Here is a 14,886-nt window from a genome sequence, read left to right as displayed (position 1 = left end):
GGGGGCATGCACAAAGCGACGCCAAGCTGCGCATGCTTCCGGAACCTGGCAACCCGGGCCGCCCTCCGTGGGCATCCCCGCTCCCGCGACGCATCACGCAGAAGTACCTGATGCCTTGCGCGGTCGAGCTTTTCGCAGTGACCTGCCTCCTCGTCACCTTCAGCTGAGATCGCCAGGTCCTCGAACGCCCACGCGTATAACACATTTCGCCAGGTGAACGACTAGGTGTACCCACTTGTTGCATGTAACTGTCGCGGCACTTTCCGTTCATGTGCGAGCAACAGGGGAGTTGCTATCGACTGTCATCGTCGGATGCGTACGAGCTGAGGTAAGTGCGGCGTAACCGCACATACGCGGAGGGAACGCGGTGGCGGACAAAGTCCAGTACGACTCGGATCTGTTCTTCAAGGCAGCGAAGAAGACCGCCGACGCGCGCGACCGAATCAACGCGGTGCTGCACACCCTGCAGTCGTCGATCAACGCGCGCGGAAACCCCTGGGGCAACGACACACTCGGCAATAACTTCGCGAACGGGCCGGACGGGTCCGGCGGTTACACCGCGTCGAGGGACAACATGATCGCCGGCGCGCAGAACATCGCTGGCTCGCTCGACAACTTCTCGACCGGGCAGACCAAGAGCGCCAAGCTGCTCGAGAAGGTGGAACACGGCAACCGCGACGGTTTCCGCTGACCCGAACATGATCGAACTGCCGGGCTATCTGGAGTGGCTCGCGCCTATTGTCGGCATGGAGTGGCCGGAGGGCAACGAAGACCAGATGTGGGCATTGGCCCAGGACTGGCACACCGCGGCCGCGGACCTGCGCAGCATCCTCACCGATATCGACGTGGCGAAGAGTGCCGCGCTGACGGCCTATCCCTTCGGCGAGGGTGTCGAGGAGATGGTAAAAGGCTTCGACGGCCTGCGGTACGGCGACGGTTCGGATAAAGACCAGTCGCTGAACAAGCTCGCGGAGCTCTTCGACCAGATCGGCGAATCCGCCAACGGCGTCGGCTCCGAGATCGAATACGCCAAGCTGATGTACTGGTCCTCGCTCGGCCTGCTCGCGGGCGAAATCGCCGCGTCATGGCTGTTTCCGCTGGCCGCGCCCGCGCTGGAGGCGGCCGCGATCGGCGCCACCCGGATCGCGATTCGGGTGATCGGTGAGCGGGTCGTCTCCGCGATCATCCGGCACGTCGGCAAGCTCATCGCGTCGAAGTTCGTGAAGTTCCTGCTCAAGCACGTGGCGATCGATATGGTGCTCGGCACGCTGCAGGAACTCGGCGTTCAGGAATGGCAGGTCAAGCACGGTCACCGCAGCGGGATCAACTGGGACCAGGTCGCGGTCACCGCGGTGAGCTCGGCCGCAGGCGGCGCCGCGGCCGGCCCGCTCGGCGACTGGCTCGGGCACCGGCTGAGCGCGGAGATGAAGCCGTGGATGCGGGCCGCGATCACCGGCCCCGCCTCCGGTCTGGTCGGCGCGGGGGCGGGCTTTGTCGCCGCGACCGGCACCCAGTTCGGGATCGACGCCGCAAGGAACGGTTGGGGCGACGCGTGGACCAACCTGAAGAACACCCAGGTCGATTGGCGGATGTTCACCGCGGGCGCGTCGAACGGCGCGATGTCGGGCCTGAACAAGGTTGGCGCACAGCATGCTTGGGGGAGCATGCGGCCGGACCTGTTCAACAGGCCCAGTTTCGGGTCTCGCTTCGAGGATGTGGTCAACCCCGGCGGCGGCGCGAATTCGACTGACGGTACCCGCGTCGGGTTTCGGCCCGATGGTGCCGGACTGCCCGCCGGTAGTGGGGATGGCAGCGGTCGGGGCACGGTGGGTGACGGTGGTGCGACCCGGCCTGCCGGTACCTCGGGTGCTGATAGCCGAGGTGGCGGGGCGGACAGCGGTGCTCGGCAGGGCGGTGCGGACGGGGGCAACGGCCGGAATCCGAGTGATGTCAACGGGTCTGGCGACAGTCGGGGGTCCGGTGATGCGCGGGGATCGGGTGACGCTCGGAATTCGAGCGACGCCAACGGCTCTGGCGATAACCGGGGAGCGGGCGACCCAAGTCGATCGGGCGACGCCGGGACCAGGGGGGCGGACCGGGCCGGGGATTCGGCATCGACAACCCGTTCCGATGGCGACAGTCGGATCGGTGATGGCAGCGGTCGACCGGTCGGTGGTGGTCTCACGAGCCCAGACCGCGTTGCCGCGCACGCTGATTCAGGCGATACCGCAACCCACCGTGCGGACGCGGCACAGGCGGATGCTGTGCACGGGCCCGGTTCCGACAGTCGCATCGACGCCACATCCACTGGCAACGAACCGGTTTCGCCGCGCAATGTCGATGGCGGACTGGTCACCAACGCGCCCACCCCGGCATCGTCCACCGCCACCGCCACCGCGAACGCCACGCCCGCACATCCGGTATCGGCTAATTCGACGTCCAACGGCGAAAGCCGCAACACCTCAGCATCATCCAACTCCATCCGGCCGGTAGCCGGGGACGTGCGTGCGAGCACCGGATCGGATGCCCCGCGGGTCGAGCAACCACGGGCCGGAACTCCGGACGGTCGACCCGAGGGAGAGGGCCGACCGTCCGGCGATCGTCCCCGTGCCAGCGATGTCCGCGGCGACGGCACCGCCGCACGTCCAGGCAGTCGCACCGGCGTAGCGGACGGGTCACCGCGCGGCACCGACCATCGGTCGGCCCTGCAGTCGGGCTCGCGCGGCGAACCTGCCTCGCGGGCCGGGGTGGACGATGCCGCAGTACGGCAAACAGCCGACTCCCCGCAGTCTCGGCGCGAGGGCGACGGTCCATCGCCCCTCGACGCGGCCGGTCTGCTGCCACTCGCCGCGGTGCCCGGCACCGACGCATCACCGCGCGCGGACCGGACCGCACACCCCGAGCCGGTTGCGGGCACCGATGACGACCACGCCACCACACGACCGGATCCGCAGGACACCGAGCAGCCGCGCGACTGCGCGATCCGCAGTCTCGAATTGATCCGTCAGGCCACGGGTAGCGACGTGATCGAGGTGCCGACCAGGGAAGTCGGCTTGGACGGCGTCTCCCAGAGCGAGATCGAGCAGGCGGCCGGGGTGCCGTTGCGAGATGTCGGGAATCACAACGATATTCGCGATGCGCTGATGTACGAGACCGGGCCGGACGGCAGTCTCGTCCTCGACTCCGACGGCCACCCGATCGAGCGCCCCGACGGGGTAGCCGCGCTGGTCGTGGATATCTACGGCAAGACCGACGAGCACAACGTCGGCGCACACGCCTACGTGCTGCTCAAGGAGAACGGCGAGGTCGTGGTGCACGATCCGACGGCCGGCCTGCGGCACGACTTCCCGCCGAGACTGCCGAGCTCCGACTACCCGGTGCAGGTCACTCGCACGATCCTGTTCGACGAGAACGGAATTCCGCACCAGCACGAAGGTGTCGAGGTGCCGGAACCGGCTTTACGCAATGTCGATGTCGGGCAACGGCCACCCGACGCGGCGGGCGGGCCCGTCGAACCGGCTTCGGGTTCGGACGGTGGCGCGCGGCAGCCGCCCGGTGAACCACCACGGCCCGCTTCGCCAGGTGATCCGGGCGGCGAATCGTCGAACAACAACCGCGACAACGAATCCGGCGAGTCCCCGGCGCTGGAACCGGACTCGATCTCACTCGCTGACGAGACCAAGCCGTTCACCGTCGATATCGAGGGCGAACGGATACCGCTGGCGCTGGAGCCGGACGGCGAGAATCATTGGCGCGCAGTGCCAGCCGAGGAGGGCGAACCACCAGCTCGGCCGGAGGGATCTGGCGAGGTCGAGAAGAAGTCGCCGCTTCGCAGTGCGTGGGAACGCATTCGGGACAAGACCTACGTTCGCGGCTACGAGGGGGATTACCCCAAGTACCCGTCTGGATCGGGTGAGGATGGCCGCGGGCAGACGGCACTGCGCGATGGGGTCGCCAACGCACCGCATCTGCTAGATCGGCCGCCCACCCCCGCGCCGCACGTGCCGCATTCGCCGGACGTTCCGCATGTGGGGCCCACCCCGGAGGAACCGGATAAGGCGCCCAACGTCGCTCGCATCCTGAAAGAGGGCGCGACGATCTGGAAGAACCGGGAACACCTGCCCATCCTTGGCCAGCTGTCGGGCCGAACCCCCGATGTCGCAGGCGATTTCGTGGCGCCGCGCACCGCGGACGGCGAGGAGTACCGATTCTGGGTCAGCGATGCCGACCCGGACCTGGTGCGCGAGACCATCACCGACCTGTTCGAGGTCAAGCAGATGTCGGCGGACGAGGCCAGGGCCGTCCTCGAAGACGCTCTCGCCGTGTCCGATCCGGACCAGCGCCAGCGGATCGTCGACGATATGGAGCGGTTGGGTCTGGTCTCCGAGGAGGAGGCACGGCACCTCGAGCAGGAACCACCCGCGCACCCGGAGCCCGCTGCCGAGCCGGATGGCCCACCGCCGGAACATGAGTCGCTGTCGGAGCTGGCGGATCGGTTCGGTTTCGATCTGCCCGACGAGGATCCGGCGACGGTGCGCCGGGTCATCGACGAACAGGAGTACCGCGCGCTGCGCGAGGCGGCGGCGATCGAAGGACTCGCGGACGCGCACCGGCGATTCAATGAGGAACGCACCCGCCCGTACACGAAAGAGAATGTCGCAGGCCAAGATTCGCGACACGCGCTGGACGAGGGCGAGCAGCGTAATCGACCACCCGGCGAAATCGACGGGCCTGACGCGCGTCGGCGCGACGACGACGACTTCTTCCGTGACGACGAGTTCGATGAGGACGATTACGGCCAGCGTCCCGCCCGCCGCGGCGAGCCCGACCCGGCCGGTCATCCCATCCCGTACTCCGACGAAGTCAGCTTCTTCGACGACAACCCGATGGGCCGCTTCCTCAAGGAGATCAATGCGGCCTTCGACGGTGAACCGGGGGTGCAGCATTACCGGCCGGTCGGCAACGGCGCGGACCCGCTGAAGGAATGGGGTGATATCGGGCCGAACGATGACGAACTCGGTCGCGATCAGGGACCGAGGGCGTTCTTCGAGCACGCGCTGCGCCGCGACCAGCTCCGTGACGAATTGTCCACCTGGGCACAGATGTTCGGCCTCGACCTGGACACGGTAACCACGCAGCGACTCGACGAACTGCGGGCCGAGAATCAGGCACGCGCCGAGCGGGTCGCCGAATTCGCCGATGCCGCCGAGATCCGCCTGCATCCCGAATCCGACGACCAGCCGCCCGTCGGACAACCCTATGGCGACCAGGTCGCCCGCATTCCGGTCGGCGAGGGCGTGCCGGATCGGCTCATCGTCATCGACGGACCGCAGGATCGCGGCGCCGCGCTGGCCAGGGCGCTGGCCGAGAATCCGGAGCTCGCGCACGCGGTGAACCGCGGCGAGGTGCAGGTCGACTACCACTCCGCGCGCACGGATCGAGCCGGTCGTATCTATCTCGACCCGGTCGCGACCCCCGACGTCTATCACCACCGGGAGACGATCGACGGTCGCGAGCTGGCGGTAACGATGTTGCGCGACAGCGACGGTCGGTGGCGCCCGGTCGTTCTCGACTCTGCCGATGTGCGGCACAGCGATCCGGCAGTCGGGAGTACTCCGGAGCCGCCGAGGCCACGCGCCGAAGTCCTTGCGGACCTGGTGGATCTGGCGCAGCAGCTCGGCCTCGCTCCGGAGGCGTTGCATCCGGAGCGGCTGGCGCGGACGATCTCGGACCTGAAGCTGGACAACGCCGTTCGCGCCGGACAGATCGAGGCGCTCGCCGACTTCGCGCGGTCGATGAACGATATCGAGTCGTTCAACGACATCGGTGACGCGCGTAGTCAACTGGCCACCCGCCTCGGCATCCCCGAGGCGGAGCTGACCCCGCAGCGCATCGCCGAGGCGCTGACCGACGACTCGTTCCGAAACGCGTTGCGAGCCCAGCAGATAGGCGACATCGTCGGGTACGCCAAGCAGCTGCGCGATCTCGACCCCGCCGCCGTGGCCGCCGCGCGCGATCAGCTCGCGAAGCGACTCGGCGTCGAGCCGGCCGAGCTGTTCCCGCCGAAATACCACAAGAACGACGCGGGCAGGCTGGTGCACGGGCTCGACTCGAACAGCCTTGATCCGAAGAAGCTGCGCAGGCTACTCGCGCGGATGGAGCGCGACGGTAAACAGGAGCTGCTGACCAGCGCGCTCACCGAATACGCCGACGCACTGATCAAGATCGATCCGTATTCCGATGTGCCGCGCGGTGATCTGTCCGCCGATCCTCGGGTGACCGGCGAGCCGCCGATCCACGATCCCGAGGCGATCCACGCGCTGCGCGACATCATCGGCGACGCACTGCGTTCCGGGGACCCGCTCGACTTCGGGCCGACGCTCGCCGACCATCCAGGCCGAGGCGACGGCGACGGCACCTGGGATCGCGACCGCGACAGTGCGAGCGGCCGACCTGACCCCAACCGGGACTGGGCCCGGCTCGTCGGCGTCGACCTCGCCGGTGCCGACGACGCGACCTTCCGCAAGGTGTACGAGGCGTACCGCGACGGCAAGATCGAAAAGCACGAGGGGCTGAGTCGCAAGGAGCTGGTCGCGGAGATCGCGAAGATGCGTGACGAGGTGCGTCAGCGGGCAGCGCAGGTCCGAGACCTCGCCGATCTCGCCGACGAGTTCTACCGGGCTCCTGAGCACCTTCCACCCGGCGAGCAGTCCGGACACCCTGGCGATGGTTCTACTACGCCGAGACTGGATGGGCCCGACGAGAACGGTCCCGCACCCACCTCGACGCCTGTCGACCCGGCACCCCGGCGACCCGGATCGGGCGGTGCTGCCGAGCGTCCGATCGTCGAGAGCAACGGTCAGTCGCCTGAGGCATCTGCCGGTCCGCACGAGCGCTCCAATACGGATACTGCTGTGCAGCACGCAGATTCGGAACGGCTACCCAACGAATCGAGTGACCCAGCGAAGTCGCCGGAGCCTGGCCCGGAATTGCGCGGCGATCGGTCGGAGGCGGATCAGCGGTCGCGGATCGATGAGGCATTGGCGCGTGAGGTGGCTGCGCTCGATGAGTCGTATCAGCGACATTCGGATCAGGCTGATGCCGAACTGAAGCGCGTGCTCGATCATTTGGAGCAGGTTGGTCGCGACCTAGCCGGGCAGCTTGATGGGCATGGTGTTGTGCCGGAGTCGGATTCGAGGGAGCCGAGCTCACGGATCGACGAGGCGTTGGCGCGTGAGCTGGCGAAGGTAGACGAGGCATACCGACGCCATTCGGATGCGGCCGACACTGAGTTGCGGCGCGTGCTCGATCATTTGGAGCAGGTTGGTCGTGAACTGGCTGGGCAGCGCGATGAGCATGGTGTTGTGCCGGAGTCGGATTCGGGAGATCCGCGCTCGCGGATCGATGAGGCGCTAGCGCGTGAACTTGCTGCGCTTGATGAGTCGTATCAGCGGCATTCGGATGCGGCCGATGCCGAGTTGAAGCGCGTGCTCGATCATTTGGAGCAGGTTGGTCGTGAACTGGCTGGGCAGCTTGATGGGCATGGTGTTGTGCCGGAGTCGGATTCGGGAGATCCGACCTCGCGGATCGATGAGTCGTTGGCGCGTGAGCTGGCGAAGGTGGACGAGGCCTACCGGCGGCATGCTGAGTCCGCGGATGCCGAACTGCGCCGGGTGCTCGATCATCTCGAGCAGGTTCGCGACGATCTCGCGGCGCAGAGTGAACATCAGCGACTGATGGCGGATCTCGATGATGCGCACCGCGAGATATCGGCCAAGTTCGACGAACTCGAGCGGCGCGACCTCGATGGGCCGGAGGAGGAACCGCCGACGGCCGCTGTGCTGCCGCAGGGTCCGCCGTCGGACCCGGAAGGGTCGGCGGGCCGGGACCCGGCGGTGCATCCGGAACCTGACACGAGCGCGGAGTCGTCGACTACCGCTGACCCGTCATCGAAGCGGGAGTCCGCGGCGGCCCCTGAGTCGGCGTCGCAGCACGAGCCGAAGTCCGCTAATGGGTCCACGCCAAGGACGGACACGAGCGAGAATGGCGCGCATACCAATCGTGGAAACAGTGGTGAGCCACCGGAACCTGATGCAAGCCAACGGAATTCACATCCACCACAGTTGCCGGGCCGGGCACTGAGGTCGCACATTCCGCATCCGCCGAGAAACTACGATTTCGAATTCCCCGAGCCGTTCGAATCCACGCCAAAACCATGGCCGGTCCCGGACCCGCAACCCCCAACCGCTCCTCCGCAGCCGCAGCCGCAGCCGCAGCCGCAGCCGCAGCCGCAGCCGCAGCCACCGGCTCCGGCCGAGCCGCCACACGCCCCGGTCCCGCCTGTACCGCCGCAGGTGCCGAACCCGCCGGTCCCGCCACAACTACCTGTGCCGCCGAATCCACCAGCTCTGCCCGAGCCGCGCGTCCCGGTCCTGCCCGTACCGCCGCATGTGCCGAACCTGCCGGTCCCGCCGGAACTGCCTGTGCTGCCGAATCCGCCTGTGCCACCGCAGGTGCCCGTACCGCCGAATCCTCCGGCCCTGCCGGATCCGCCGAGCTTGCCGGATCCGCCTGTGCCGCCGCACGTCCCGGCACCGCCTGAACCTCCGCGGATGCCGCTCCCGCCGAACCTGCCCGTCCCGCCGCAGTTGCCTGTGCCGCCGGTTCCGTCTGTGCCACCACAGGTGCCCGTACCGCCGAATCCTCCGGCTCTGCCGGATCCGCCCGTCCTGCCGAATCCACCCGTCCCGCCGGAACCGCCGAGCTTGCCGGAACCGCCTGTGCCGCCGCATGCCCCGGTCCCGCCTGTACCTCCGCATGCCCCGGTCCCGCCGAACCCGCCCGCACCGCCGGATCCGCCTGCGTCGCCGAATCGACCGGTCGCGCCGAACTTGCCAGTGCCATCGAATCTGCCAGAACCACCACAGCTGCCGGTGCCACCGAATCTTCCTGTGCCACCATCGCTACTCCCGACGCACCCGCCGATTCCGTCCCCAGGTGGACCGATCCCACAGGTCGATCCGCCAGGATCACCCCTCCCGCCGCAGGTGCCTGTGCCGTCGGATCTGCCTGTGTCACCACAGGTGCCCGTGCCGCCGGGTCCACCTGCGCCGTCGGATCCGCCAGTCCCGCCGGATCCGCCGAACCTGCCGGTCCCGCCGAACTTTCCAGTACCACAGCAGATCCCGGTGCCACCGAGTCTCCCTGTAGCACCATCGCTGCCGCATCCGCCGACACATCCGTCGATTCCGTCCTCAGACGGACCGATCCCGCCGGTCGATCCGCCAGGATCACCCCTCCCGCCGTGGACTCCCACGCCTCCACCGCCCATGAGCGGCAACCCGCAGAATGGTGGCAACGGACCCCGCAACGGGTATGGCCGACGCTCATACACCAGCGAAAACAGTGGCAGCGCAACAGTTGTCGTGCGTCCATACGCTGGCTACGGTGTCTTCGCCGAGTTCAATCCGACGACCGGCGTACTGCAGGCGACGTACGCCGGTATGAACCAACTCGGTGGCGTCTACGGCGATCTCGGTACTGCCCTTGTCGTGCTGTATCGGCACAACGGCAGGCTGGGAATGCGTATCGGCGACCACGATTTCGATCTCGACGGCCCGGTCGCCGTCGACTGGCGCCCTTACGACCAGCGCAACACCCGATTCGTGCTCAGCGTCGCCGGTGCCGCCGCGGTCGATGTGATCTACCGTTCCCTCCCCGCCGATATGGACCTCGGCCTACTGGTTCGCGACGTGCTTTCCGACGCGTCTCGCCGCGCCGCCATCTTCGCTTGACCTCGCAAGGACAGGTCCCGCACAGCGGACAACGGACGCTCCGTCATGTGCCACTCACCAGCTGGTAGTCGATGCTTTTGTGCACTGTGCCCGGTTGAATCGGCCGTTATTGCCAGGGGTGAGTGGGGTTGGTTCAATCGGTAGATGATCAAAGGTGATCCGGTGTCCCTGGCGAGTCGTGGCACGATTTTCGCGTTGCGTGCCACCTTGCGCCCGCTCGGCGCGAGGATGCCCGCCAATCGGCTCGGTGTCGCCGGTGCGCGCCTCGGCCTGGCCGTCGCCTGCCGGATCTGGTTCGATCGCACATTGCCGACCACACCGGTCGACGTCGCGGGTCCGCGTGGCCGGGCCATGGGGGAGTGGGTCGGCGCGGTGCCGCGGGCGGGGGACTCGCTCATCTATTACCTGCACGGCAGCGGCTACGTCGGTTGCAGCCCGGCCACCCATCGCGGCTTGGTCTCCGAACTGGCGCGGCGACTGGACCGGCCCGCGTTCACCCTGCGCTACCGGCGCGCCCCGGAACACCAATTCCCCGCGGCCCACGACGACGTGCTGAACGGCTACCTCTGGCTGCTCGAACAGGGGCATGCCGCGGAAGACATTGTGCTGATGGGTGATTCGGCGGGCGGGCACATGGCGCTCGGCTTGTGCGTGCAGCTGCGCGAGCTCGGCCTGCCCCAGCCAAGGGCGCTGGTCGGCTTCTCGGCACTGGTCGATGCCACCTGGTCGCTGGCCGACGCCCGCCGCGCCGAGGTGGACGACGCGTTCATGTCCTTCGGTCTGGCCACTCGAATGACCGGGCTCTACACCGGCACAACCCATTTCGACGATCCACGACTGAACGTGGCCGCCCACGTCGGCCCCGATCTGCCGCCGATGCTGTTGCAGGCAGGCGGCGGTGAAATGCTCAGTGCCGACGCCGAGCACTACGGCGCCGCGCAACGCGCCGCGGGCGGGCTCTGCGAGGTCCAGCTGTGGCCGGGCATGTTCCATGTGTTCCAAGTTGGCCACCGGTTCCTGCCGGAGGCCCGTGCGGCGCTGGACGCGGTCGAACGGTTTGTCGCCGCGGCGGAGAAGTCGCAGGTCACTCGCGGTTCTCGGTCGGCCTAGCCGCACACCGTAGGGTAACCGCCGCTGTTGTTTATGCCTACCCGTTGTGGCACAGTCGATCGCGCAGAAAAGACGAGGTCCGACCGTACAACTAGGGTGATCGCATGACGGAATGGCGCGCGCTGACCGACGACGAGATTGTCGACCTGGCCACTCGGCTCCGGTCAGTCCAGTGGTCGTGGCTTCTGGAAGACGCACCCGCGTTGGCGGAAGCATTTGGCTGGACGGTTGTAATGGCCGAGCCGGAGTGGGTAATGCTCGATACCGGGTTCGGCATGGGCAGCGGGCGAATCGCCGGTTCCGACGCGCAGGCCGAGTACATCCGGGCGAGGGTGGCCGGCCCCGCCTCCGATGACGCGGCCGGGCACGCTTTATCCCGCGACACGTTCGCCACCATGAGCACTGCACTGACGGGCGCGCTCGGTGACCCGACCGAACGTAAACCGGGTAAGTCCGCCGAGATCCGTTGGGCGGATGAAGAAACGACCTTGGTGCTCAAGGACGTTGAAGTCGGGGTTCAATTGTCGCTGCTCGCCAATACCAAGCTTGCCATGCGCGACCGGGCCATCGCGCTCGAGGATCAAGGATCGAATTGAGCGACTGGGCAGAATTCGCCGCCGGACTCGCCGAGGAACTGGCCGGTCTGGCCGACGGCGCGGTGGTGAAAATCATCCAGTCCGCGTCGATCTCGCAAGTCCGGCCCTACGCGCAATTTCGGCAACTCGACGACATTCTCTGGGCGGAAATCGTCGGCGATAAATGGCTCGACCCCGCCGCACAAGCAGGCGCCGACGGAAATCAGCTGCTCGCGGACGCGGGCTGGCAGCGACCCGATTTCGACCACGGCGACAACTGGTGGCTCGAATCGCCTTGGCCGATGAGCTCGGCCACTTATCGTCGGCTGGCGGCGTCGGTGGTGACCGGATTGCGTGACGCGTTACGCGTCGCCGATCCCGCGGAGCTGGTCTACCAGGCCTGGGACGAGAACGCCGACAACCGAGGCATCGAACTGCCACTGCTCGGGTTGACGCGAGCGAGCTGAGCCGAGCCCGGCGACGCCATATTCGACGCTCGCCGCGCGGCCCGCTATGCCAGGATGATTCGAGTGGCCCCGCGGGGTCGGCTGCTGTTCGCTGTGCCAGATTGAGGAGAGATCCGCGACGTGACCAGACCAGACGACGAGGCTCCGCAAGAACAGCCCCGCGCCGAATCGGCTACGGATCACGGGCAATCCGGCGCGTCCGCACCGGAAGAAACGACCGCCGCCCAGGACGCGTTCATGCGGCGTTTCCTGGTGTCAGCGGACGCGGCGCCTTCCGTCGAGGAAGACGTGCTCGAGCAAGCGGTGCTCATGCGGCAGTTCCTCGCACTACAGCTCGAGGCCGACCAGGTCGGAACAGATTCCGGCCAACCCCAAGACGAGGCTCCCGATGTGGGCTTCACCCTTGCCGGTGCCGCATCGCAGACCGACGCCGTCGCGGAGCGGGCCAGCGCGATCAGCCATCAGGTCGCCCGCGAGCTCGGCGCGGCCGGTCCGGAGGGATGGAAACGGCTGGAGGCGACCTTCGCGATAACGGTCGGCGCCGAGGTCGCGCTTGTCGTCTTCGCCGACGAACAGGACCGGGTCGCCCGAGCATTCCCGCCGGAGGAGGTGCTGGCGTTGATCCGCGAGCACCGGCACCTGTCGGCCCAATTGAGCGACGGACCCTGGTGGCGTTATCTGCTCACCCTGACCAGCACCGGCCAGGTCGAGGTCGACTACGACTACGGCGACGAGCCCTTCCCGGACGAGCAGTTGTTCCCGCCGGAGATCTACCGCGCCGACCTCGAGGTGTATCCCCGTGCGACCCTGCCGATTTGGCTCGGCGCCTACATCGGCCACGGTGACCGCCAGTCCCGGACACCACAGCAGGCCGCGCTGCAGGCCAGGGTCGATCGGGACGAGGGCAGGCGCGGCGTGCTGTCCAGGAACGACTTTCCCGCCTACCCGCTGATGGCCGCCCGATGGGCGGTGGTCGCGGCCGCGTTCGTCGCCGCCGGGTCGGAACTCGGGCCACGGGTGCTGCCGTCGATGAGCTGGTTCGAGGGCCGCAAGCGCAGCGGTTCCACGCTGTACTCCCTGCCCGGTGGACGAGCCGTGCTCTCCGGCGGGGTGTGGAACGCACCGGCGCTGGACGGGGTCTACAACCTCGGCGAACCCATGCCGCGGCTGTACGCCGGTGCGCCGGAATGGATCGCCAACCCGGTGCTGAACCCGAGGGTGGCGGGCGGACTGCTGTCGTTCTGCTACTGGTGGGAGGGCGGGAACTGGTATCGCGCCGAGTCGCCGATCGCGGACGACCTCGCCGACGCGGTGCCAGGCATGTGGACCGCGGAGACGGTCGTCGACATCGTCTGCGGGGTGCTCGGCGAGGACGTGACGCCGAGGCAGCGCGCGGCGGCCGCGACCCTGGTGTCGGCGGCCGAGGTCGGGGTCGCCACCCGTGCCACGCTGGTCGATGTCTTCGGCGGCAGTGGCGAATTCGATGTCGACAGCGCTTTCTTCCAGCTCACCATGGGCGGTGTGACGCTGACGCAGCCGGAGCCGATGCCGCAGGAGGACGCGCTGGCCCGCGTTCGCCAGTTCATTATCGACAGCGGCACGGACACCTCCCGCTACCCACTGGAAGACCTGCGTGCGGATCGGATCAGCGTCGGCTGGATGGTGTATGTGCCGACCAAACCGGACGAGATCGCGATCGGCCGTGCGTTGTTCTATATCGCCGATGACGGTGTGCTCGAACAGTCTTCGTCGTCGGTGGCGCCGTCGATCTATATCGCGGAGTTCGAGGAACGATTCCAGCAGCGGCACAGCGCGGTTGAGGCATCGTAATGACCGACCGCGAATCAGGTCCGCACGCCGCTGAACATTGATTCGTCGCGTTGTGCCCCTATTTTCTGGGGCCCGTTGGTCCGTCCGATTGGAGTGGTCGGTGAGTGTTGTTGGTGTTACGGTTGTTTGACTGATCGTCGCTGCGCACGTGAACGACGTATGAACGGCGCGCGGATCGTGAACGGGGGCTGGGTTGCCCCGGTCGGCACTGGAGGAAGGGGTTTGCGATGGCGGAGAAATTCGAGATCGATCCCGCCGCATTCCGCGCAGCCGCAGGCAAGACCCGCCACGTAGGCGATCGGGTCGCCGGAGTGTGGTCGAACCTGGACGCCGCCATCGCCGGTCGCGGCCAACCATGGGGCAACGACAAGCTCGGCAAGCAGTTCACCGACGGCGCCGAGGGAAACCCCGGCTACAACGCCTCGAAGAAGAACATGCACGACTTCGCCGTCGGCGAGAACGGCAATGCGGGAATGTCCGGCACGTTCAGCGGGCTCGCCGACACTCAAGCCAAGGTCGCCGACGATATCGAGACGAAAATGGAAAAACCGAACAGCCAGGGCTTCGAATACCGATGAGTGAAGGTCGATCGCTGTGACGCATGACTTTTCGCGAGGAGACGTCGCGGGGCTCATGGACGAAGTGCAGTCGCAGCTTCGAACCATCGCGCAACTGCAACACCAGCGCCTTGCCCTGATCGGCAAGGCCTCCGAACGGGGCGGCCGCGTCACGGTGACGGTGAACGCCGACGGTGTGCTCATCGACCTCAAATTCGGCCGCGGCGTGGAAGACCTCGAGTACGCGGAACTGGCGCGCGCGATCCTCAAAGCCACCCAGGACGCCACCGCGGACGTGACGCGGCGAACCGAAGAGCTGATGGCGCCGATCCAGCAGGACCGTGCCCGGCTGCCGAAACTGTCCGACCTGGTCGAAGGCATGCCCGACATCAGCTCGATGATGCCGACCGTCGAGCGGGCGCCGCGGTCGAAGCCGGACGCGCCGGATCGTGCCGCTGCCCTCGACGACCCGGGAATGATCTTCGACAACGTGGAAACCGTTGATCGGGCCAAGCCGACCAAGCCGGGGGTCACCGATTCCGGTTGGTGATCG

The 14,886-nt window shown here is 67.4% G+C and carries 8 protein-coding genes; all 8 read left to right on the top strand.

Annotated features, from left to right (window positions below; translation table 11 throughout):
- Positions 1-367 precede the first annotated feature (367 nt).
- The 8 genes from OG203_RS20590 to OG203_RS20555 all read left to right on the top strand — a co-directional run bounded on the left by OG203_RS20590 (position 368) and on the right by OG203_RS20555 (position 14,883).
- A complete protein-coding gene (locus OG203_RS20590) occupies positions 368-691 on the top strand; it encodes a hypothetical protein (RefSeq protein WP_405167257.1) in 324 nt (107 codons plus the stop codon).
- Between the two features lie 7 nt (positions 692-698).
- Complete coding sequence (locus OG203_RS20585; protein WP_405167256.1) at positions 699-9,794, top strand: hypothetical protein; 9,096 nt, start codon at positions 699-701, stop codon at positions 9,792-9,794.
- A gap of 144 nt (positions 9,795-9,938) precedes the next feature.
- A complete protein-coding gene (locus OG203_RS20580) occupies positions 9,939-10,904 on the top strand; it encodes an alpha/beta hydrolase (protein ID WP_405167255.1) in 966 nt (321 codons plus the stop codon).
- Between the two features lie 104 nt (positions 10,905-11,008).
- Entirely contained in the window at positions 11,009-11,500 is a 492-nt protein-coding gene (locus tag OG203_RS20575; protein WP_405167254.1) for a DUF6301 family protein, read from the top strand.
- Positions 11,497-11,946 (top strand): TY-Chap domain-containing protein, encoded by a 450-nt coding sequence (locus tag OG203_RS20570; protein ID WP_405167253.1) that lies wholly within the window; start codon positions 11,497-11,499, stop codon positions 11,944-11,946. Before OG203_RS20575 ends, OG203_RS20570 begins: the two co-directional genes overlap by 4 nt.
- Before the next feature lie 120 nt (positions 11,947-12,066).
- Positions 12,067-13,776 carry a hypothetical protein gene (locus tag OG203_RS20565; protein WP_405167252.1) on the top strand — a complete coding sequence of 570 codons (1,710 nt, stop codon included), beginning with the start codon at positions 12,067-12,069 and terminating at the stop codon, positions 13,774-13,776.
- A 227-nt stretch (positions 13,777-14,003) separates the two neighbouring features.
- Positions 14,004-14,354, top strand: coding sequence for a hypothetical protein (locus OG203_RS20560; RefSeq protein WP_405167251.1), 351 nt, complete (start codon positions 14,004-14,006; stop codon positions 14,352-14,354).
- Positions 14,355-14,409: 55 nt separating this feature from the next.
- Positions 14,410-14,883 (top strand): YbaB/EbfC family nucleoid-associated protein, encoded by a 474-nt coding sequence (locus OG203_RS20555; protein ID WP_405167250.1) that lies wholly within the window; start codon positions 14,410-14,412, stop codon positions 14,881-14,883.
- The last annotated feature ends 3 nt before the right edge of the window (positions 14,884-14,886 follow it).

The organism is Nocardia sp. NBC_01499, from assembly GCF_045040275.1.
Classification (GTDB): domain Bacteria; phylum Actinomycetota; class Actinomycetes; order Mycobacteriales; family Mycobacteriaceae; genus Nocardia.
The sequence above is the reverse complement of the archived record's forward strand: the minus strand, read 5'-3'. Positions and strand labels throughout refer to the sequence as shown.

Bases quoted from the DNA above. Each gene is read 5' to 3' on its own strand.
- OG203_RS20585 (WP_405167256.1), top strand. From the start codon at position 699: ATGATCGAACTGCCGGGCTATCTGGAGTGGCTCGCGCCTATTGTCGGC.
- OG203_RS20580 (WP_405167255.1), top strand. From the start codon at position 9,939: ATGATCAAAGGTGATCCGGTGTCCCTGGCGAGTCGTGGCACGATTTTC.
- OG203_RS20575 (WP_405167254.1), top strand. From the start codon at position 11,009: ATGACGGAATGGCGCGCGCTGACCGACGACGAGATTGTCGACCTGGCC.
- OG203_RS20560 (WP_405167251.1), top strand. From the start codon at position 14,004: ATGGCGGAGAAATTCGAGATCGATCCCGCCGCATTCCGCGCAGCCGCA.
- OG203_RS20555 (WP_405167250.1), top strand. From the start codon at position 14,410: ATGGACGAAGTGCAGTCGCAGCTTCGAACCATCGCGCAACTGCAACAC.